Source organism: Candidatus Solincola tengchongensis (genome assembly GCF_015711935.1).
GTDB lineage: Bacteria > Actinomycetota > Geothermincolia > Geothermincolales > RBG-13-55-18 > Solincola_A > Solincola_A tengchongensis.
In genome coordinates, this window is the sequence record NZ_JACVJJ010000084.1 from 33437 (window position 1) to 55029 (window position 21593).

The 21593-nt window shown below is 64.6% G+C and carries 16 protein-coding genes and 1 riboswitch; all 16 genes read left to right on the forward strand.

Annotated elements, in window-relative coordinates:
- Positions 1 to 21: 21 nt before the first annotated feature.
- The 16 genes from H7007_RS07490 to H7007_RS07565 all read left to right on the forward strand — a co-directional run bounded on the left by H7007_RS07490 (position 22) and on the right by H7007_RS07565 (position 20882).
- Complete coding sequence (locus H7007_RS07490) at positions 22 to 1737, forward strand: peptidoglycan D,D-transpeptidase FtsI family protein (RefSeq protein ID WP_287154390.1); 1716 nt, start codon at positions 22 to 24, stop codon at positions 1735 to 1737.
- Positions 1734 to 3230 carry a UDP-N-acetylmuramoyl-L-alanyl-D-glutamate--2,6-diaminopimelate ligase gene (locus H7007_RS07495; RefSeq protein ID WP_287154392.1) on the forward strand — a complete coding sequence of 499 codons (1497 nt, stop codon included), beginning with the start codon at positions 1734 to 1736 and terminating at the stop codon, positions 3228 to 3230. Before H7007_RS07490 ends, H7007_RS07495 begins: the two co-directional genes overlap by 4 nt.
- On the forward strand, positions 3227 to 4627 hold the full coding sequence (locus H7007_RS07500; protein ID WP_287154394.1) for a UDP-N-acetylmuramoyl-tripeptide--D-alanyl-D-alanine ligase: 1401 nt from the start codon (positions 3227 to 3229) through the stop codon (positions 4625 to 4627). Before H7007_RS07495 ends, H7007_RS07500 begins: the two co-directional genes overlap by 4 nt.
- Positions 4628 to 4713: 86 nt before the next feature.
- Positions 4714 to 5733 (forward strand): phospho-N-acetylmuramoyl-pentapeptide-transferase, encoded by a 1020-nt coding sequence (gene mraY / locus H7007_RS07505; RefSeq protein ID WP_287154396.1) that lies wholly within the window; start codon positions 4714 to 4716, stop codon positions 5731 to 5733.
- Positions 5734 to 5807: 74 nt separating this feature from the next.
- Positions 5808 to 7199, forward strand: coding sequence for a UDP-N-acetylmuramoyl-L-alanine--D-glutamate ligase (murD, locus tag H7007_RS07510; protein WP_287154397.1), 1392 nt, complete (start codon positions 5808 to 5810; stop codon positions 7197 to 7199).
- Between the two features lie 115 nt (positions 7200 to 7314).
- On the forward strand, positions 7315 to 8556 hold the full coding sequence (ftsW, locus tag H7007_RS07515) for a putative lipid II flippase FtsW (protein ID WP_287154399.1): 1242 nt from the start codon (positions 7315 to 7317) through the stop codon (positions 8554 to 8556).
- The gene (murG, locus tag H7007_RS07520; protein WP_287154402.1) at positions 8474 to 9571 is read left to right on the forward strand and encodes an undecaprenyldiphospho-muramoylpentapeptide beta-N-acetylglucosaminyltransferase; all 1098 of its coding nucleotides are present in this window, start codon (positions 8474 to 8476) and stop codon (positions 9569 to 9571) included. Before ftsW ends, murG begins: the two co-directional genes overlap by 83 nt.
- Entirely contained in the window at positions 9568 to 10995 is a 1428-nt protein-coding gene (gene murC / locus H7007_RS07525) for a UDP-N-acetylmuramate--L-alanine ligase (protein ID WP_287154403.1), read from the forward strand. The genes murG and murC overlap by 4 nt, the downstream gene beginning before the upstream one ends.
- On the forward strand, positions 10946 to 11899 hold the full coding sequence (gene murB / locus H7007_RS07530) for a UDP-N-acetylmuramate dehydrogenase (RefSeq protein WP_287154405.1): 954 nt from the start codon (positions 10946 to 10948) through the stop codon (positions 11897 to 11899). Before murC ends, murB begins: the two co-directional genes overlap by 50 nt.
- 5 nt (positions 11900 to 11904) lie before the next feature.
- Positions 11905 to 12894: a D-alanine--D-alanine ligase gene (locus H7007_RS07535; RefSeq protein WP_287154407.1), complete on the forward strand. Its 990-nt coding sequence runs from the start codon at positions 11905 to 11907 to the stop codon at positions 12892 to 12894.
- A gap of 616 nt (positions 12895 to 13510) precedes the next feature.
- A complete protein-coding gene (locus H7007_RS07540; protein ID WP_287154409.1) occupies positions 13511 to 14203 on the forward strand; it encodes a cell division protein FtsQ/DivIB in 693 nt (230 codons plus the stop codon).
- A 516-nt stretch (positions 14204 to 14719) separates the two neighbouring features.
- Complete coding sequence (gene ftsZ, locus H7007_RS07545) at positions 14720 to 15781, forward strand: cell division protein FtsZ (RefSeq protein WP_287154411.1); 1062 nt, start codon at positions 14720 to 14722, stop codon at positions 15779 to 15781.
- Between the two features lie 447 nt (positions 15782 to 16228).
- Positions 16229 to 18142, forward strand: a complete 1914-nt coding sequence (locus H7007_RS07550) for a TIGR03960 family B12-binding radical SAM protein (RefSeq protein ID WP_287154413.1) — start codon at positions 16229 to 16231, stop codon at positions 18140 to 18142.
- Positions 18139 to 18726: a TIGR03936 family radical SAM-associated protein gene (locus H7007_RS07555; protein WP_287154414.1), complete on the forward strand. Its 588-nt coding sequence runs from the start codon at positions 18139 to 18141 to the stop codon at positions 18724 to 18726. Before H7007_RS07550 ends, H7007_RS07555 begins: the two co-directional genes overlap by 4 nt.
- The gene (locus H7007_RS07560) at positions 18716 to 19999 is read left to right on the forward strand and encodes an Rne/Rng family ribonuclease (RefSeq protein WP_287154415.1); all 1284 of its coding nucleotides are present in this window, start codon (positions 18716 to 18718) and stop codon (positions 19997 to 19999) included. Before H7007_RS07555 ends, H7007_RS07560 begins: the two co-directional genes overlap by 11 nt.
- Before the next feature lie 157 nt (positions 20000 to 20156).
- The gene (locus tag H7007_RS07565) at positions 20157 to 20882 is read left to right on the forward strand and encodes a sortase (RefSeq protein ID WP_287154417.1); all 726 of its coding nucleotides are present in this window, start codon (positions 20157 to 20159) and stop codon (positions 20880 to 20882) included.
- Between the two features lie 536 nt (positions 20883 to 21418).
- Positions 21419 to 21508: riboswitch (cyclic di-GMP riboswitch) on the forward strand.
- The last annotated feature ends 85 nt before the right edge of the window (positions 21509 to 21593 follow it).

The window sequence follows — 21593 nt, forward strand, 5'->3', positions numbered from 1 at the left end:
GGGGCATCCAAGGAGGACGAGGTGTCGAAAGGAAAAAACAGGGATGCCAGGATAAACTTGGCAACCCTGCTCCTGCTGGCCGCCTTCGGCCTCATCGCCTACCGTCTTGTTTATCTCCAGGTTTTCAAGGCCGACCGTTACGAAGCGCTGGCGAGGGAACAGAGACAGCAGCTGGCCGACCTCAAACCTCGCCGCGGCTGCATCCTCGACCGCGACGGTGAGGTGCTGGCCATAAGCCAGGAAGCTTATTCCATCTATGCCATTCCCTACCTGGTGAAGGATGCCGGCGCCGCGGCCGCCGAGCTCTCCCTGGCGCTCGGGAGACCACGACAGGAGATAGAGGAGAAGCTCCGGTCCGGCTCCGGTTTCGTATACCTGGCGAGGAAGGTGGACCCGGACACGGCGGAAAGGGTGGAGGCCATGGGCATCCAGGGCATAGGCCTGGAGAAAGAGAGCAAGAGGTTCTACCCCCGCAGGGAGCTGGCATGCCAGGTGCTGGGCTACGTGGGAACGGACAACGTTGGTCTGGCCGGGCTTGAGCTCCAGTACGAGGAGGTACTGGCCGGCGAGGAGGGCCAGGCGGAGATGGAGGTGGATCCCAAAGGTGATCCCATACCCGGCGTGACCAAGGTGATCAAGAGGCCCGTGGACGGTTGCGACATCCAGCTGAGCATCGATTCCGAGATCCAGTTCAAACTTCAGGAGCAGTTGAAGCTGTCCGTGGAGGGCAGCGGCGCCAAAGGAGCGACAGGCCTGGTGATGGACTGCCGCACGGGGGAAATACTGGCCATGGCCTCCTACCCGCATTTCGACGTCAACGCCTATCCGGAGACGGATCCCGCCCTGGCACGGAACCGTGCCGTCACGGACGCCTTCGAGCCCGGTTCGGTGCTCAAGGTGATCACGGCTATGGCCGCTCTCGAGGAACAGGTCGTCTCGCCGGGCTCGGTGATCCACATCCCGCCCTCCATCCAGGTGGGTAAGTACGAGTTCAAGGACGACCACCCCATGCCCAAGAGCGACATCACCTTCACCGAGGTGATCGCCCATTCCTCCAACCTGGGCACCATCAAGACGGCCATGAGCCTAGGGAAGGAGGCCATGGCCGAATACCTTCGACGGTGCGGACTGGGAACCCTTACCGGGGTTGATTTCCCCGGCGAGGTCGCGGGAAAGATACCGGACCCCGCTGCCTGGACGGCCACCACCCTTCCCACCACGGCCATCGGTCAGGGCGTGACCGTCACCCCGCTCCAGCTGGCGGCGGTGATGTCCATGGTGGCCAACGGCGGCAGGTCGGTGCGGCCGCATTTCCTCCGCCGCATCATCCATCCCGACGGCAGCCGGGAGGAGTACGAGACGGCGGAGGGGGAAAGGGCGATCTCCGGGAACACCGCCGCCTCACTGCGCCATATCCTGGAAGAGGTGGTGAGAATAGGTACGGGAACACGCGCTTCCATGGCCCTTTACAACTGCGGAGGGAAGACGGGTACGGCCATGAAGCCGGACCCCAAGGGGGGCTATCGGGAGGCCTACATCGCCAGTTTCGCCGGATTCGCTCCGGCGGAGGACCCCCGCCTGGTGGCGGTGATAACCATCGACGAGCCGGTGCAGATATACGGGGGTCTGACCGCTGCCCCCTGTTTTTCGAAGGTCATGGAGTTCGCCCTGCAGCATCTGGAAATCACTCCCAGCCAGGAGAAGCGTAACACCAGCGACAGGGTGGTGCCGGAATGAGACTTTCCGCGCTCCTGGAAGGCCTTGAGGGCTTGCGGTTCTCGGGAGGGGGCGACCCCGAAGTCAGGGGTATCGCCTATCATTCCGCCCGCGTGAAGCCGGGGGACCTCTTCGTTGCCGTGCCCGGGTTCCGTACCGACGGCCATCTCTACCTCCGGGAGGCGGTGGACAGGGGTGCCGCAGGGCTGGTTGTGGAGGAAGGCCGTGAGGTGCCCTTCCCATTGCCCCCGGAGAGGGCTCTGGTGCGCGCCGTGGACACCCGCCTGGCCATGGCTCTCCTTAGCGATCGTTTCTGGGGACATCCCAGCGGAAAACTGGCCCTGGTGGGAGTCACCGGAACCAACGGCAAGACCACCACCACTCATCTGGTCGAGGCCGCGGCCTCGCGCTGCGGGATGAGGTCGGGTTTGATCGGCACGGTGACCTACCGGGTTGCGGGCCGGGAATTGCCCGTGGACCGTACCACACCGGAATCGGCGGACCTGCAGCGCATCCTCTCGGAGATGGTGGACGCGGGGTGCGGCGTGGTGGCCATGGAGGTATCCTCCCACGCCTTGGCCCTGCGCCGGGTGGACGGCTGCGAATTCCGAGTGGCCGTCTTCACGAACCTCAGCCAGGACCACCTGGATTTCCACCACCGCATGGAAGATTATTACAGGACGAAGGAGAGACTCTTCCTTTCCCGGAGGGAGGGCGGCCTGGGGGCAAAGGCGGCGGCGGTGAACGTGGACGATGCCTACGGGCGGCGTCTCGCCGCCGGCTTGGAGGGGGAGGTGCTGACCTTCGGGACAGGAGAAGACGCGCTCCTGCGCGGCCGGCTACTGGAGGCGGGCTTGAAGTCGTCCCGGGTTCTGGTGAGCTACGGGGACTGGGAGGCGGATGGGGAGACGGCGCTTACCGGGACCTTCAACCTCCACAACATCCTGGCCGCCCTGGCCGCCTGCATCCTGCTCGGCCTGGACCCCTCCACCAGCCTGGAGGGCATCCTCTCCCATCCCGGGGTCCCCGGGCGCTTCCAAGCCGTGGAGGAGGGGCAGGATTTCGCCGTGCTGGTGGACTACGCCCATACCCCGGATTCCCTGCGGCGGGTGCTGGAAGCGGCTCGGTCCATAAGCCACGGCAGGCTCATCGTGGTCTTCGGCTGCGGCGGGGACCGCGACCGGAGCAAGCGTCCCCTCATGGGGGAGATAGCCGTCCGCCTGGCGGACCTGGCGGTCATAACCTCCGACAACCCCCGTAGCGAGGACCCCCTGGCCATCATCGAGGAGATAGAGGAGGGAGCACGCCGTGCGGGGGAGGGCGCTTCCTGGCGGGTGGTCCCCGACCGCCGGGAGGCCATAGAGACGGCCGTCGGCGAAGCCGGGAGCGGGGATATAGTGGTCATAGCCGGGAAGGGGCACGAGCGGGGGCAGATCTTCGCCGACCGCGTGGTCCCCTTCGACGACGTGGAGGAAGCAAAGAAGGCCATACGGAGGAGGATGGGAAAAGGATGATACCCGTGACCGTGGAGGAGATAGCGAAGGCCGTGGGAGCGGAGGTCCTGTGCCGCGGCGACGGAAGGAGCCGCCGCATATCACGGGTATCCACGGACACCAGGACCCTGAGGAAGGGCGAGCTCTTCTTCGCCCTCCGGGGCGAGAGGCACGACGCCCATGACTTCCTCCATCAGGCACTGGAAAAGGGGGCGGCGGCGCTCGTGGTCTCCAGGGCCGACCCGGGGATATTGAGGTCCGCGGAGGCAGTTGGCGCTGCCGTGTTGCGGGTGAGGAACACCCTGAGCGCGCTGGCCAGGCTGGCGGGAAGTCAGCGGGGGATGCTGGGCTGTGTGGTGGTGGGCATCACCGGTTCCACCGGCAAGACGATCACCAAGGATTTCACGGCATCGGTCCTCGCCAGGGCGGGAGAGGTCGTCTCCCCGACGGGCAGCTACAACAACGAGATCGGCGTGCCCCTCACCATCCTGAGGGCGGGCCCGAAGACCAGGTTCCTGGTGTTGGAGATGGGGGCCAGGGGGAGGGGCCACATAAGGGAGCTGTGCGCTTTTTCCCGCCCCAGGATCGGCGTGGTGACCAACATCGGCTATGCCCACCTCCGCTGGTTCCGCACCCGCGAAAGGCTGGCGGAGTCCAAGGGCGAGCTGCTGCAGGCCCTTCCCCCGGACGGGACGGCGGTACTCAACGCCGACGACGAGTTCGCGCCCTTCCTACGCAAGCTGGCCCCATGTGCCGTGGTGCGCTTCGGGACCGGGAAAGGGGCGGAGGTGCGGGCGGAAAGGATCAGCTTGGACGACCGGGGGAGGGCGGAGTTCCTCCTGCGGCTGAAAGGAGGTGGTAAGTGCGAGGTGAGGTTGCCTCTGCCCGGCCGCCATAACGTGGAGAACGCCTTGGCGGCCGCGGCGGTGGGGGAGATCCTCGGGATCTCGGTGGAAGGGATAGTCGAGGGATTGCAGGAGGCGAAGGTGACGGGATGGAGGATGGAAATGATTACCAGACCTGACCAGATCACCATCATCAACGACGCCTACAACGCAAACCCCGTCTCCATGCGCTCGGCGCTCATGGCCCTGGGGGACCTGGCCAAGGGGAAGAGGGCCATCGCCGTTCTGGGCGACATGGCCGAGCTGGGCCCCGTCTCGGACAGGGCCCACCTGGAGGTGGGAAGGATGGCCGTGGAGTACGGAGCGGACATCCTCATCACCGTGGGCCGCAAGGCTCGGAAGATCGCCCAGGCGGCGAGGGAGAAGGGCCTGCCGCGCGGCAGCGTCTTCTCCGTGGAGCGCGTTGACCGGGCGGCGGAGATACTGCGGGCCATCATCGAGCCGGGAGACGTGGTACTCATCAAGGGGTCGCGCTTCCTGGGCCTGGAGAGGCTCGTGGATTTGGTGGCCTGAGGCGCGAAGGGTTAATATACTCGCTGAACCGCGGAGGGAGACGCGGGTACCGCGCGGCGACGCGAGAGGCGGAAAGGTAGGCTCCTTTGTACCGGGTCATGGGAGCGCTGCTGATGAGCCTGGTGGTATGCATATTCGGCATGCCCCTGTTCATCGGCTGGCTGCGCAGGAGAGGCATTGGACAGTACATAAGGGAGGACGGCCCGAAGGCCCACCTGGCCAAGGAGGGCACGCCCACCATGGGCGGCGTGCTCATCGTCGTCTCCACCCTGGTGGGGTTTCTGGTCATGGCCGTCCGTTTGACCTCGGGAACCGGTTTCGCGCTGGGCCTGGCCCTGCTGGGTTGCGGGCTGCTGGGTTTCGCCGACGACTACACCAAACTGCATTACGCCCGCTCGCTGGGGCTGAAAGCCCGCCAGAAGCTCTTCTGGCAGCTCCTTCTGTCCGTGGCCCTTGCCTACCTGGCCACCAACCATTTCGGAGTGGACACCAAGCTCTACTTTTTCCGTAGCGATTCCGTGCTCTGTGACCTGGGGCCTTTCTATTTCCTGCTGGTCTACCTGATGATCATAGGGTTTTCCAACGCCGTGAACCTCACCGACGGGCTGGACGGGCTGGCCTCGGGGGTCACCATCCTGGTGATGACCGCCTACGTGCTCATCGCCTTCATCCAGTTCCGCAACCACCAGTTCCTCTACCCGCACGTAAAGGGCTCTCTGGACATCGCCATCTTCGCCGGAGCCATGATGGGTAGTTGTGTAGGATTCCTGTGGTGGAACGCTCCGCCGGCCAAGATCTTCATGGGGGACGTCGGCTCCCTTGCCCTGGGCGGGAGCCTGGCCACCGTGGCCATGCTCTCCAAGACGGAGCTCCTCCTCCTGGTGCTGGGCGGGCTGTACGTCATGGAAGCCGCCTCGGTGGTCATTCAGGTGGCGGTGTTCAAGGCCACCCGCAGGAGGGTCTTCCGCATGGCTCCACTGCACCATCACTTCGAGCTCAAGGGATGGTCGGAGGTGACCACCCTCATCCGGCTGTGGATCGTGGCCGGGTTCTGTGTAGGTATCGGCTTCCTGCTTTTCTACATCAATTATGTGGGAGGCAAGTAGCCTTCTTGATCGGAGGATTCGTGAAAATGGAGCCGACGGACGAGGGCATGCGAGCGGCGCGAGGAGCGTCGGCGGTGAGGGCCGAGAAGGTACTGGTGATCGGCCTGGGCGTCTCCGGACGCGCCGCTGCGGACAAGCTCCTCCGCGAGGGACATGAGGTGCGCATCAACGACCTCTCGGATTCCGAGGAGATACGAGAAGCGGCGCGCCCCTTCTCCGAGAGGGGCGCCGAGGTGGTGCTCGGGCATCACCGGGAGGAGGTGCTGCGGGGCGTGGAACTGGTGGTGGTGAGCCCGGGCGTGCGTTCACGGCTTCCCCTCCTCCGGGAGGCGGAGGCGCGGGGGATACCCGTATGGAGCGAGATAGAGCTGGCCTGGAGGTACGCCCGCGGCCCGGTGGTGGCGGTCACCGGGACCAACGGCAAGACCACCACGGTGAGCATGATCGAGGCCATCCTGAAGAGAGCGGGCATGCGGGCCAGGGCCGTGGGGAACATCGGTTACCCCATGGTCTCCGCCGTCGAGGATATGGGGCCCGGCGATCCCCTGGTGGTGGAGGTCTCCAGCTTTCAGCTCTTTTACGTTCAGGAGTTCAGGCCGCGCGTTGCCGTGCTGCTGAACGTTTCCCATGACCATTACGACTGGCACTCCGACCTGGGCGAATACGTGGAGGCCAAGGGCCGCATCTGGATGAACCAGGGCCCGGGGGACCAGGCGGTCGTCAACCTCGACGACCCCTTGTGCGTGGAGGCGTCGAGGGCGGCCCCCGCCGGAAAGTGCTTCTTCAGCCGCCGGGAGGCCGAGGAGGCATGCGTCTGGCGGGAAGGGGAGACCATTCGTTTCCGCGACCCGGAGAGCGGCCGGACCGTGGAGGTCATGGGGGTGGGGGAGCTGGCCCTGCCCGGCGAGCACAACCTGGAGAACGCCCTGGCGGCCACCGCCGCATCGCTCCTCATGGGAGCGACACCGGAAGCGGTACGGGATGCCCTGCGCGGATACCGGGGCCTCCCGCACCGCCTCCAGTGGGTGGGGGAGCGCGACGGCGTGTCCTTCTACGACGATTCCAAGGCCACCAACCCCCACGCCTCCCTGCGCGCCCTGAGCGCATTCCCGGGGCCTCTGGTGCTCATCCTCGGGGGGCGCAACAAGGGGCTTCCCTTCCGGGAACTGGCGGCGGAGATAGCCGGGAGGAACGAACGGGGGGGCGTGCGTATGGTGTACCTCATAGGAGAGGCGGCGGAGGAGATAGAGGCCGCGCTGCGGGAGGAAGCCCCCGCCGTGCCCCGGAGGGTGCTTCCGGGGCTGGAGGAGGTTTTCGAGGACCTCCCCAGGAGGGTGAGGGCCGGGGACGTGGTGGTGTTCAGCCCGGCCTGCGCTTCCTTCGACCGCTACCGCGATTACCGGGAGCGTGGAGACCATTTCCAGAGATTGGTAAACGAGTACACGGGGAGAGGCATTGGAGGATAGGCGCGCTGGAAGAAGGACCGGCCGTCCGGCGTCCCGAAAGGGCAGCGGGAACAATAGGACGGTAGGCGGGCGGATTCCGACTTCCCGAGGGCATGACGCGAAGGCAAAGGTGCGTGTGCTACCCCTGAGGGAGGGAGAAGCCCTGCGGGCCGCCCCGGCCCGTTTGAACGGCACGGCGTACACCCTGCTGGCCGCAGTGCTGCTCATGTGCCTCTACGGCATGGTGATGATCTTCTCCGCCAGCTCCGGCGCGGCCCTCGAGCGCTACGGCTCAAGCTATTATTTCCTACTCCGCCAGGCCCTGTGGTTCACGGCGGGCCTGGCGGCCCTGGCGGTGCTGGCGAGGATGGACTACCGACGCCTCGTGCAGCTCTCGCCCCTTCTCCTCTCCCTTTCCCTGGTGGGATTGGTGGCCGTGCTCCTTTTCGGGGACCTGGTCTACGGATCTCGCCGTTCCCTGAACTTCGGACCTCTGGTCATACAACCCTCCGAGCTGACCAAGCTCTCTCTGCTCCTCTTTGCCGTGTATCATTACGGGAGACGCAACGAGAGGCCGGAGTCCTGGAAGGAGATAGCGGTGCCGGTGCTGGTGGTCACCGGCCTGGCCTCCCTGCTCATCATCATGGAGCCCGACCTGGGGAGCATGCTCATCGTTGCCCTTTCAGCCTTCGTGGTCCTCTACCTGTCCGGCGCGCCCCTGAGAAAGGTGCTCTCCCTGGCCTTGAGCGGCATGGGCCTCACCCTGCTGTTCATCGTCGTCTCCCCTTACCGGAGGGCGCGTTTCCTGGCCTTTCTGGATCCCTGGAGCGCGCCCAGGGAGGGCGGCTTTCACGTCATCCAGTCCATGCTGGCCCTTGGTTCGGGGCGGCTTACCGGGCTGGGGCTGGGGATGAGCCGGCAGAAGTTCTTCTACCTTCCTAATGCCCATACCGATTTCATATTCTCCATCATCGGCGAGGAGTTGGGGTTGGCGGGCACCCTCACCGTGGTGCTCCTCCTCTCCCTCTTCGTCTACCTGGGCCTGAGGATAGCCCGCCGGACACCGGACCGGTCCGGCAGGATGCTGGCGGCGGGGATCGTCTGCGTGATAGGAACGCAGGCCGTGGTGAACATGGGAGCCGCCACGGGTGTGCTCCCCATAACCGGGGTCACCCTGCCCTTCTTCAGTTACGGCGGGTCCTCCCTGGTGATAAGCCTGTGCATGACCGGTATACTCTTAAGCGTCTCCCGCTGGGGCGGGAAGCGAGCCGCCGGGTCGAAGAGGAGGAGCAGCCGTGAGGATAGCCATATGCGGGGGAGGGACAGGAGGTCACCTGCATCCCTTGCTGGCTCTGGCCGGCGAGCTCGCATCGCGTGAGGGGGTGGAGGTCGCTCTTTACTTGGGCGGGAAGGCGGGACCGCCGCCCTCGGTCTCGCGGTTCCGGACGGTATTCGTAAAGGTGAGCGGGTTCAGCCGCCGGCCGGGCATCGAAGACCTCGAGGCTCTGGCGGCGCTCGCCGCTGCCTTCTACCGCTGCCGTTGGGACATGAGGGAGAGGCGCCCTCGGGCAGCGGTGGCCTTCGGAGGGTACGCCTGCCTCCCTGGGGCGCTGGCCGCCCTGAGCCTGCGCGTCCCCCTGATCATCCACGAGCAGAACGTGATCCCCGGTTCCGCGAACCGCCTGCTGGCCGCGGCCGCGCGGGTGATAGCCGTCTCCTTCCCAGAGACCCTCACGCACAGGCCTTCCTGGAGGGCAAAAGCCGTGGTTACCGGAAACCCCCTCCTGGCCAGAGGGGGCGGGGACGGGGACCCTTACTCTCATTTCCGCCTCCACCCCGGACGCAAGACGGTGGCCGTGATCGGTGGCAGCCAGGGAGCGGCCAGCCTGAACCGGGCGGTGCTGGAGGCGCTTCCCCTCTGGAAGGAGAGGAGGGACCTGCAGGTGGTTCACGCCGTGGGGCGGGACAAGTACCAGGAATTCATGCAAGCGGCGGCGAAAGTGGATTACGGAGATCTTGTCTACCGACCGCTGGATTTCATCGAGCGCATGGATCTCCTCTACCGGGCGGCGGACCTGGTGGTGTGCCGGTCTGGCGCATCGACCATCGCCGAGCTCGCCATGGCCGGAAAGGCGGCCATCTTGGTCCCTTACCCGCATGCCACCGCCGGCCACCAGGACGCCAACGCGGAGGTCTTGAGAGCCGCGGGGGCGGCGGTGGTCATACCCGACCGGGAGATGAGCGGGGAGCGCTTGGTGCGCGAGGTGGAGGGTCTTCTGGGCGAGGAGGGCAGGTTGGCGGAGATGGGCAGGGCCGCCCTGCGGGTAGCCAGGCCGGATGCGGTCCGTAGGCTGGCTGACGCCGTCCTTTCTCTGGCTGGTGAGGGAGAATGAAGATAAAGGGAAGAGTGCATTTCGTGGGCATAGGGGGGGCGGGGATGAGCGCCATCGCCGCCGTCCTGCTGGCCAGGGGATTGGAGGTCAGCGGGTCCGACCTGAAGGAGTCCCGCAATACCGAACGGCTTCGGGAGATGGGGGCCAAGGTCTTCATCGGCCACCATCCGGGCAACGTGGAAGGAGCGGGGATGGTGGTGGTCTCTTCGGCGGTTCCGGAGAGGAACCGCGAGCTTCAGGAGGCCCGCAGGAGGGGGATTCCCGTCCTGCCCCGAGCCGCCATGCTCTCCAAAATCATGGAGGAAGGAAAGGGCATCGCCGTAGCGGGGACTCACGGAAAGACCACCACCACCTCCATGGTGGCCATGATCCTCTCCCGGGCCGGGCTCGACCCCACCTACGTGGTGGGGGGAGAGCTTAACGACGTGGGAAGCAACGCCCATGCAGGGAAGGGAGAGTTCGTGGTCGCCGAGGCGGACGAGAGCGACGGGTCCTTCCTCCTCTTGCGTCCCTGGGCGGCGGTGGTGACCAACGTGGAGGACGATCACCTGGATTACTTCCGGGAGCCGGAGAGGATAAGGGAGCATTTCAGGCGTTTCGTGGAACTGCTCCCGCCGGACGGGATCCTGGTCGTGGGAGGCGATGACTCGGCATCGCGCGCCCTCAAGGGATGGGGTCCGAGAAATACCTTCACCTTCGGAGAGGAGGAGGACAACGATTACCGTTTTGACAGCCTTCAAGTCCTTCCCGGCGGAAGCTCCTTCACCGTGCATTTCAGGGACAGCCGGCTGGGAGAGCTGCGGTTGAGGATACCGGGGCGGCACAACGTATACAACGCCCTGGCCGCGCTGGCGCTCACCCACGCCATGGGAGTGGGCTTCCGCGAGGCGGCGGAGGCTCTTGCCTCCTTCCGGGGAGTGCGCCGACGTTTCCAGGTGGTGGACGAAGTGGGCGGAATAAGGATCGTGGACGACTATGCCCATCATCCGTCCGAGGTGCGCTCCACCCTGGAGGCCGCCTCCGTGGAGGAAGGGAGGCGCATTGTGTGTCTTTTCCAGCCCCACCGCTATTCCAGGACCCATGCCTTGTGGCGGGATTTCGGCACGGCTTTCCGGCGTGCCGACCTCCTGGTCCTGACCGACGTCTACGCCGCGGGCGAGGATCCCATACCCGGGGTGGACGGCAAACTGATACTCAACGCCGTGCTGGAGGAGGAACCCTCCAAACAGGTGGTCTACGTGCCGAGGCGGGCGGCCCTCGGCGAGGCGGCGGTGCGCTTTCTCCGCCCCGGGGATCTAGTCGTGATCATGGGGGCGGGGGACATTTCTCTCTGCGCTCGCGAGATCTCCGCCCTGCTGCGGGAAAGGAACGGCGATGGCGCTGGGGAAGGGTGCGACGCGGAAGATCGAAGGTCTTTACCGTGAGCTGCACGGAAGGTTGAGGGGCGAGGTCCTGAGGGACGTGCCCCTTTCCGGCTATACCACTTTCCGTATCGGGGGCCCAGCGGACCTTCTGGTGGTTCCCAAGGGGCAGGAGGAACTCTTCCTGCTCTCCCAAGCGATCCTGGACCACGGATGCGATTTCCTGGTCCTGGGCAGGGGTAGCAACGTCCTGGTCTCCGACGCCGGTTTTCGAGGAGTCGTGGTGCTGACGCCGCCGGGCCTTAAGAGGGCACGCATAAAAGATGAAGGTAAAGTAAACATTGAAAGTGGATGCGAGTTGAACCGCTTGATCCTGTGGTGCATGGAACACGGCCTGGCGGGGCTCGAGGAACTCTCCGGCATTCCCGGGAGCATCGGGGGCGCGGTGCGTATGAACGCGGGGGCTCACGGGAGGACCATCGGGGATATAGTAGAGGAAATCAAGGTCCTCCGCCTGGAGGGAGAGGAGATAAGGGAACGCACATTAAGCGCCCGGAAAGCGTGCTTCGCCTACCGTCGCGCTCGGGGAATCGGAAACCGGGATATTATATATGAAGTTAAACTTAACCTTTATATTGATGACAAGGATAGGATAAGGGAGAGGAGAGACGGTTTTCTCTCCTGGAGGAAGGAAAGGCAGCCTCTAGGCAGACCCTCGGCGGGAAGCGTCTTCCTCAACCCCCCGGGGATGAGCGCGGGGGAGATCATCGAGAGATGTGGCCTGAAAGGGATGAGGGTAGGTGATGCCATGGTCTCCCCGAAGCACGCAAACTTCATCGTCAACCTGGGTAAGGCGAGCGCGGATGACGTGTTGCGGCTCGTGGAGTTGATAAAGCGGGAGGTTTTAAGAAAAGAGGGCGTGGAATTGGAGGAAGAGATCGATCTGATCGGTTTCGGCAGGGGGTAGAGGGATTGGAGATCGAATTGCGACGGGTGGCGGTGATCATGGGAGGAGTCTCCGCGGAGAGGGAGGTGTCCCTCCGCTCCGGAGCCGCGGTCGCTGCGGCCTTGCGCGAGCTCGGATACCGCGTCCTGGAAGTGGACCTGGGCCCATCGGCGTTGGAGCAACTCACCGCGCTGCGCTCGGAGGTGGATGCCGCGTTCCTCGCCCTTCACGGTCGCCTTGGAGAGGACGGGACGGTGCAGGGCGCCCTGGAGCTCCTGGGAGTACCCTATACCGGTTCCGGGGTGCTGGCCAGCGCCCTGGCCATGGACAAGCGCATGTCCAAGCGCGTATTCCGTTCCGAGGGGATCCCGGTGGCCGAGGACGTGACCATCACCGCCGCCGATGTCCGGGGGGCCGGCTTGAGGCGGGTTGCGGAGGGAATAGCGCTGGACCTCGGTTTCCCGTGCATGGTCAAGCCCGCCGGTGAGGGCTCCACACTGGGCTCCTCAAGGGCCTCCAACACCGAGGAACTGGAGGAAGCCCTGCGTGAGGCACTGGGCTATGACGAGGTGGTGCTGGTGGAGAGGTATATCCGGGGGCGCGAGCTGACCGTGGGGCTCCTCGGAGAGGAACCGGAAGCCCTGCCGGTGCTCGAGATCGTGGCCAGCAAAGGGGTCTACGATTACGAATGTAAATATACCAAGGGGATGACCGAGTATTTGGTGCCGGCGCCCATACCGGATAAGCTGGCCGCCGAGTTGCAGCGTCTTGCGGTGAAGGCTCACCGAGCCCTAGGGTGTGAGGGCGTTTCGCGGGTGGATTTCATGGTCGATGGGGAGGGGAGGGCGTACTGCCTGGAGGTCAACACCCTGCCCGGGATGACCGAGCTGAGCCTGGTTCCCAAAGCGGCCGCCGCGGCCGGCTACAGCTTCAAGGAGATGGTGGAGAGGATATTGCGCACCGCCAGGCTCAAGGTCGGCCGCCGCGGCTTCGCAGGAGACGGGGCAGGCTCGTGACAACGGTACCGCGACGACCCGCTGTGCCTTCCATCCGCGTCTTGGTCCCTCTACCCCGCTTGAACGGTCTGCACGGGCGATGATTCCGGGAGGAGAAAAGGGATTGGCGACCGCCGGAGGACGGAGGGCGAAGGATCCCCGGGAAGAAAAGAAACCCCCGGGCATAGAACGCTCTTCCGAAAACGCGGCGGGAAGGAAGGGAAAGCCGAGTGCATGGGGCGGCAGGGAGGCAACCGGCCCTTATGCGAAGAGCGGAGGGGTGAGAGGCGGGAGGCCGTCGGAAAAGGGAAGGGCACGCAACGAGGCGGCGCGGGGAACGAGAACCGCTTCGGGTTCCCTGACCCGGCGGGGGAACGCGGGGTCTCCTCGAGCCCTCGGGTCGGATGGAGCGGCGGGGAAGGAGAAGAGGGCCGGGACGGGAGTGGTTCGCGCCTCGGACGGGAAGAGGGCCGTCTATCGGAAAGGCCTGGTCTTTCGCACGGCACGCCGAAGGGAGCTCGATGAGCGCGGGAACGTGAGGGACGCCGGGAGGCTAAAGGACGGACATGGGGTGCCCTCCGGCGCGAGACAGAAGCCTGTTCGGCGTGGCCGTAAGCGGGGATCTCGCAAGTGGTCAATGCCTCTTCTCGCCGCGCTCCTCCTGGCCTCTCTGGCGGCCATGGTATGGGTTTATCTCTTCACCGATGTCCTTGACGTCCGCCGGGTGGAGGTCCGTGGAAACAGGAGTTTGAGCGCCGATTACCTCCGCTCCATCTCCGGGATCACCCCCTACACCCATATTCTCAAGATGGATGTGAGGGCGGTGGAAAGAGCGATACTCGCCGAGCCTTACGTCCTCCGGGTGGAGGTGCGGAGGCGTTTTCCCCATACGGTGATACTGGAGGTCACCGAGAGAATCCCGGTGGGCTGCCTGCAGCAGAACGGGAGGTTCCACCTCGTTGACCGGGAGGGTCTGGTGGTGGAGAGCGCAGACTCCCGCCGGGAAGGGGTGCCGGAGATAACCGGCCTGCGGCCGCCTTTGCTCTACCCCGGCGTCAAACTGGAAGACCCCCGGTTCGAGGACGTGGCGAGAATACTGGAAGAGATACCGGAGGAGCTGCGAGAAAGGGCGGAGGAAGTGGGTTATGCGGAAGGGGAGGGATATTACCTGGTGGCCTCCGAGACAAAGGTCATCTTCGGGGAATGCGATGACCTGGAGCGCAAGGCGGAGATCGCCTTAGCTGCTATGCAGGACATCGCGCCCCGGTACGGACAACTTCTCTACATCGACGTAACCTATCCGGACCATCCGGCGATAAGACCGCGGTAGGCCTTTCTCCTGTGACGCGGGAGGTGCTCAGGGAGCTTGCGGGGAGAAGCTCAACACAATATCACCTGCCCTCCCGCTCTCGACGTGAGGGGCCGGCCGGGCAGGGCTTTGATTGAGACTTAACATTTAGGAAAAAAAAGAAGTATAATCTTACCGTAAAGGTACATGTTACGGTATATCGACGAGGCGCGAGGACAAAAAGGGTCTTTGTGGCCAGGCGAGGAAAAGGACAGGGAGAAGGATAGCCCGCCCTTGGAGACCGCGATATCCCTTCCCGGCGAGGAGGGATGGATAGGATTTCCTTTCCGATGCAGGTGCCGGCGCGGGTAAGCACCCAAGCCCCTGAGGGCCTGGGAAGGATTTGAAGGGAAGGACTCAGCCCGGGAGCCGTCGTAGTAATTATTTGGCGTGAAAGGAAGAAAAAGGAAAGGCGAAAACATTAAAGCGATGGTGTAGAGTTTGCGAGCGCCTCGTGATGACCGTTCGAGGGGGCACGGGATAAAGGAGGGACTGGAAATGCCGGAGAGCGCGACCAATTACCTGGCGGTAATAAAAGTGGTCGGCGTGGGAGGAGGCGGGACCAACGCCATAAACCGTATGATAGACGCTGGACTCAAGGGAGTGGAGTTCGTGGCTATCAACACCGACGCCCAGGCCCTCCTCATGTCCGATGCCGATGTGAAGGTGTATATAGGAGGGAATATAACCCGGGGCTTGGGGGCGGGCTCCAATCCCGAGATCGGGGAGCAGGCGGCCCTGGAAAACCGGGAGGCCATCGCCGAGGCCATCAAGGGAGCGGACATGGTCTTCATCACCGCCGGGAAGGGCGGCGGTACGGGTACCGGCGCTTCGCCCATCGTGGCGGAGATCGCCAAGGAGCAGGGCGCGCTGACCATCGGGGTGGTCACCAGGCCCTTCTCCTTCGAGGGGCGCAAGAGGGCCCAGCAGGCAGAGATGGGCATCGAGAAGCTGCGGGAGAAGGTGGACACCCTGATCATCATTCCCAACGACCGCCTCCTTGAGGTCGCGGAACAGAAGACCTCCATCCTCAACGCCTTCCGCATGGCCGATGACATCCTCCGCCAGGGAGTGCAGGGCATAACCGACCTCATCACCGTCCCGGGGCTGATCAACCTGGACTTCGCCGACGTGCGCACCATAATGTCCAATGCCGGTTCGGCCCTCATGGGCATCGGCGTGGCCTCGGGGGAGAACCGCGCTTCGGAGGCGGCGAGGGCGGCTATCTCCAGCCCCCTCCTGGAGGCCTCCATCGAGGGGGCCAAGGGGATTCTCCTCAACATCTCGGGAGGTTCGGACCTGGGCCTCTTCGAGGTCAACGAGGCGGCGGAAATCATCGCCAGCGTGGCCGATCCGGACGCCAACATCATCTTCGGCGCGGTGATCGACGATTCCCTGGGAGACGAACTGAAGGTGACGGTGATCGCCACCGGTTTCGAGTTCGGTACCGCTCCCTCCAAGCCGGGACGCAAGGCCGTGAGGATGGAGACACCTCCGGAGAAGACCATGGTCTTCGAGTCCGAGGAGCTGGACATCCCCGTGTTCCTGCGCAACAAGTAGGCGGACCCGGGCACCCGGTGCCCCGGACCGCGCAGGGAGGATTCCGCGAGGCGGTGTGCTGCCGCTTCGCTTTTCTCTTTACGGGACGGGGAAAAGAGTGCTGTGAAGCGGTGTCGCAGGGAGGCCGGTAAGGGGAAGCGGTGCCCCGCGGCCTTCCGTCACGGGGCCACGCTTTTTTGATGGAAATGGCCGGGCCGCGACGATGCAGGGAACGAAGAGGCCGCGGCGAGCGTTGTCAATTGGTGACACCCCTCCTTAATATGTATTGGTCGGCCCCGATGGAACGGGGACCAATGGCGCCTCGCCGGGCGGTTTCCCGGGCGGCTGCGGTGAGGAAGGAAAGCGGTTTTCCTGCCCGGCAGGGATTGGGGAACGAGGTCCTTCCGGCGGGAACCCAAGGAGGTTCTAGGCCGCTCCGAGGGGACTTGCCGGAAGAAAAGGGGTCGGGTGAGGCGCGAGAAAGACGAGATGACGCTTATCGAGGATGGGATGGAGACGGGAAACGACGTGGAACTCGTGAGGTCCTTCTTTAAGCGGGACATCGCGCAGGTGAGCAAGCCGGGGCGCTACCTGGGAATCGAGGTCAACGCCAGGCGCCGGCCGCTTACCGCACGAGGTTGCAACTGCGTGCTGGTCTATCCGGACGTCTACGAGATCGGCATGTCCCACCTCGGGCTGGCCATCCTCTACGAGGAGATAAACGAGAGGGAGGACTGCATGGCCGACCGTGCTTACCTGCCCTGGGTGGACATGCAGGAGCTCATGCAGAGGAAGGGGATACCCCTCTTCGGGCTGGAGAGCCGGGTGCCCCTGAACCGCTTCGACGTGGTGGGCATAACCCTCCAGCACGAGCTCACGCTGGCCAACGTTCTGAGGATACTCTCCCTGGCCGGTATCCCCCTCCGTGCCGCGGACCGGGGATCCCGGGATCCCTTGGTGGTTGGCGGTGGTCCGGGCGCCTACAATCCCGAACCGGTGGCGGAGTTCTTCGACCTCCTGGTGCTGGGCGAGGGGGAGGAGGTCGTCCATGAGCTGCTGGACGCGGTGCGCGAGTGGAAGGACATGGAAAAGGGCGACCGCCCCGGTTTCCTGCGGCGCTGCGCCTCCATCCCCAGCGTTTACGTCCCTTCGCTGTACCGTGTGCACTACCGTCCAGACGGGACCATATCCGGCATAGAACCGCTGGAAGGCGCCCCCATGCCCGTGCGCAAGCGGGTCGTCTCGGACCTCGACAGGGTGACCAGGCCCCGGAGGCCGCTGGTGCCCTTGGTCGAATCGGTCCACGACCGCTGCAGCCTGGAGATCTTCCGGGGCTGCACGCGGGGCTGCCGGTTCTGCCAGGCGGGTATGGTCTACCGCCCGGTTAGGGAGAGGAGCGAGGATGTCCTCTACGCCTGGGGCCGGGAGATGATCTCCGCCACGGGATGTGACGAGCTCTCCCTCTCCTCGCTGAGCAGTGCAGATTATTCCAGGATCATATCCCTCGCGGAAAGGCTCTCCCGGGATCTGGAGAGGGAACGGGTGGCCGTCTCCCTCCCCTCGCTGCGCACGGATTCCTTTTCCGTTGAACTGGCCTCCAAGGTGGGGAGGATACGCAAGACGGGGCTCACCCTGGCCCCGGAGGCGGCCTCTCCCCGCTTGCGCTCGGTCATCAACAAAGAGGTGACCGACGAGGACCTCCTGGAGGCGGTGAGCGCCGCTTACCGGGAGGGCTGGAGAAAGATGAAGCTCTATTTCATGGTCGGCCTCCCCGGCGAGGAGGAGGAGGACGTTGAGGCCATCTGTTCCCTTGTGCGGCGTATCATGCGGGAGGGAGACTCCGGCAGGCCTCCGCGTGGCCTTCGCCTCTCGGTGAGCGTCTCCACCTTCGTACCCAAGCCGCACACCCCCTTTCAGTGGGTCGGCCAGTTGTCCCTGCCTGAGACCGCCCGGCGGCATTTCATCCTCAAGGAGGGGCTGCGCATCAGGGGCGTCACCTGGAAGTGGCACACACGGGAGATGAGCTACCTGGAGGGGATACTGGCCCGCGGGGACCGGCGCCTGGGGCCCGTGGTGGAGGCGGCGGCACGGGAGGGCTGCCTGGACAACTGGAGCGAGTTCTTCTCCTGGGAGCGTTGGCGGCGGGCCATGGAGGAGCGGGGCCTGGACCCCACGTGGTACGTGGAGAGGGAAAGAGGCGAGGAAGAGGTCTTCCCCTGGGATCATCTTTCCGCAGGGGTGGATAGGTCCTTCCTCTGGGAGGAGTACCAGAAAGCTCAGCGGGGAGAGGCCACGGAGGACTGCCGTTACGGGGACTGCCTGGGATGCGGGGTCTGCGACGGGAAGGAGGTCTCCGGTAGGCTGGCGGGAGGGGGAAGTTGAAGCGTATATTGGTAAAATATTACAAGAAGGGAGACGCCGCCTATCTCTCCCACCGCGAGACGATGCGGGCCATGGAGAGGGCTCTCCGCCGTTCCGGCGCGGACCTTGTCTATACCTCCGGCTTTCATCCCCGGGTGAAGGTGAGCTTCGCCCCCGCCCTACCCTTGGGGGTGTCCGCTGAGGCGGAATATTTGGAGGTGGCCGTGGAGAGGGAACCCGACCTGGTGGACATGACGAGGAGGATGAACGAGGCGCTTCCGGAAGGGCTGAGGGTGGTGTCCCTCCAGGTGCTGCCGGACTACATGCCCAAACTTTCCCGCTGGGCGCGTTACGGGCTCTACCGGGTGGAAGGGGCTGGGGGTTCTTTCCATCTTTGCCTGAGGATCGACGGAGAGGGAGGGGGGAGGTTACGCGACGCCCTCCAGAAGCTGGAAGATCGCTTCGGGGCCGGGGTCGATGCGGTGACCCGGGTGGGCATCTACGCTTCACGGGACGAGATCCTGGAGGAATATCCCGATAAAGTATATTTTTACCATACGGAGAATGGAGAGCTTGAGAACATGGAGGAGAGCGGTGCTGGATAAGAGGAGGAAGAGGAGCCTCGAGGTCCGGCAAGTGAGCCCGGCGGAGAAGGAGATCGCAGTCGCCGTTTACGACGGCGAGACCCGGGTGGCGGTCATGGAGAAAGGGGTCCTGCAGGAGATCTTCGTGGAGCATGCGGACCGCCGGAGCATCGTGGGCGACATATACAAGGGCCGGGTACAGAACGTCCTGCCGGGGATGGAGGCCGCCTTCGTGGACATCGGGCATAACCGCAACGCCCTGCTCTACGTGGGGGACATCTTCGTGGACCGGGCGAGGTCGGGAGAGAAGCCGGATATCACCAAGCTGCTCAAGGTGGGGCAACCGGTTACCGTCCAGGTCACCAAGGACCCCATGGGCGGCAAGGGCGCCCGGCTCACCACCTACCTTTCCATCCCGGGGCGTTACCTCGTGCTCCTGCCCCAGAACGACACCGTGGGCATCTCCCATAAGCTGAGCGAGCAGGACAGGGAGAGGCTGCGCCGGCTGGTGGAGGAGGTGAAGCCCCGCGGCGTGGGCCTCATCGTGCGCACCGCGGCCCGTGACGCGGAGGCCGCGGAGCTGCGGAAGAGCGTGGCCTACCTGAGCAAGGTTTGGGGCCAGGTGCGCAAGAATGCCGAGAGGAAGAGGGCCCCGGCGGTCCTCTACCAGGAACCGGAGCTGGAGGTCAAGGTGGTACGGGACATCATGGACGCCAGCTTCGAGCGCATCCTGGTGGACTCTCACCGCTCCTTCCGCCGCCTCCGCAATTATCTGAAGATGGTGGCCCCGGACCTGGCCGATAGGGTGCTGCACTACACGGGCTCCGCGCCTCTCTTCGAGGCCCTGGACGTCAACCGGCAAATAAAGGAAGCCCTGCGCCGCGAGGTGCCCCTTCCCTCCGGCGGTTACATCGTCATCGACACCACGGAAGCCCTTACGGCCATAGACGTGAACACGGGGAGGTTCGTGGGAGACAAGTCTCTTGAGGACACCGTCCTCCAGACGAACATCGAGGCGGTCACCGAGGTGGTGAGACAACTCCGCCTGCGGGACATCGGCGGCATCATCATCATCGACTTCATCGACATGAACGAGTCCCGCAACCGCCGGGCGGTCCTCAGGGCCCTGAACCGGGAACTGGAGAAGGACCGCACCAAGACCTACGTCGTGGAGCTCACCAAGCTGGGGCTGGTGGAGATGACCCGCAAGAACGTGTCCGAGGGGTTGATGGAGGCCTTCGGCGAGACCTGCCCGGTCTGCAACGGGAGGGGGATGGTCTTCCGGGAGCCTTGATCGCGGAAGGCCTTTATCCGGGATATCCGGGGCGATGGGGATAGGGGATGGATGGCTGACCGGTCGCCCGTATCCGTGGTCCGCAGGATGGCAGGGAAGGGAGTTCGTTTCCAAGGAGGAGAGGCACTGGGGACAAGGCGTGCGGGGGAGGGAAGATTTGGAGAGGGAGACGGAGCGGACCGGCCTCGCCGTGCCCGGCGGTAATGAGGAGGGCCCGGCAGGTGCGCGCGGAGAGACCGGGAAGGGGAGGAGGTCGGGGAGGCGGGGGGGCAAGCTGCTCTTGGGCATCGGCGCCTCCCTTACCCTCTGCGGGCTGCTCATCCTGGCCGGCGTGTTCGTCTACATCCACTACACGGACCGCAGGGCCGCCGCCGCCCAAAAGGAGCTCTTCCGGATCTGGGAACAGAGGCCCCCGGCGCCGGAACGCGAACCGGTGGCCGTGGGTGACGGGATAGCCCGTCTTCTGGTGAGCCGCCTGGGCCTCGACGCCATCGTGGTCGAGCTGGAGGGCCTTGAGGACACGGAGAACCTGAAACGCGGCCCCGGGCATATACCCGGCACGGCTTATCCCGGGCAGGTGGGCAACTGCGTCATCAGCGGCCACCGCACCACTTATGGAGCTCCCTTCCGCCACATCGAGCAATTGAGACCGGGTGATGAGATAGTCCTGGAGACGGCGGAGGCGCGCTATACCTATCTGGTCTACGAACAGCGCGTCGTCCTGCCCACCGACCTCACGGTGTTGGAGCAGGGGGAGGAGCGCGAGGTGACCCTGACCGCCTGCCATCCCTGGTACAGCGCCTCGCGAAGGGTCGTGGTGAAGGGACGGCTGGAAAGGACGGAAAGGCACGGAGGTCCCGACAGGGACGCCGACGGCAACTAGGGTGTCGGCGGCCGCATCTTCCTGCACCACGGAGACCTTCTTGTGCCCCCTTCCGCGCTCACACCGGGTCGGCTCCGATTCTCAGGCCCATATCGCCGTCCGGCTCCGAGGACACCGCGGGTCTCTCGGGGCGCAGCCAGCAACCGCTCTACTTTCTCCGGGGATGGCCCGACCCTCGGCACTGAGGCGGCGCGGGGACGGATGGGGCCCAAGACGCAGGGCATCCGCGTGCCTGGGGCTTGCGCAGGTGTGCGGTCCGAGGGTAGGGCCTCACCGCAGGGTATGGAGAGAAAAAAGACGACCGGAAAGCGGGCAGACTTTCCGGTCCGGGCCAAAACTCACTCGGCAATGATATTTTGGCATTTCTTTTATCGGAAAGTTCACGCCTTGCCTTTAGGGTCATAGCGGGTTTTCCACCCCGCGGCGGAAACCCGTTCCGCCCATCCGGTTGATCGAAATACGACGTCTGGAAGCTTAAAGAAAGATATATGTACTGCCGATAACTGTTTTGAAAATTGAAAACCGAATATCCCCGAAGGTGATAAAGGCAAACTCTTCCGAAAGGAGAGGGCGCAAAGCCATGGGTCTAAGACCGCGAGAGCGGTTATGATCGCCAGGCTGCCGCCTTGAAAAGCGACGCCCTTTCCGCCGGGAAAGGGCGTTTTTTTGGGGAGCGGAAGAGGTCGCCACCAGCCCTCGGGGACAAGAAGG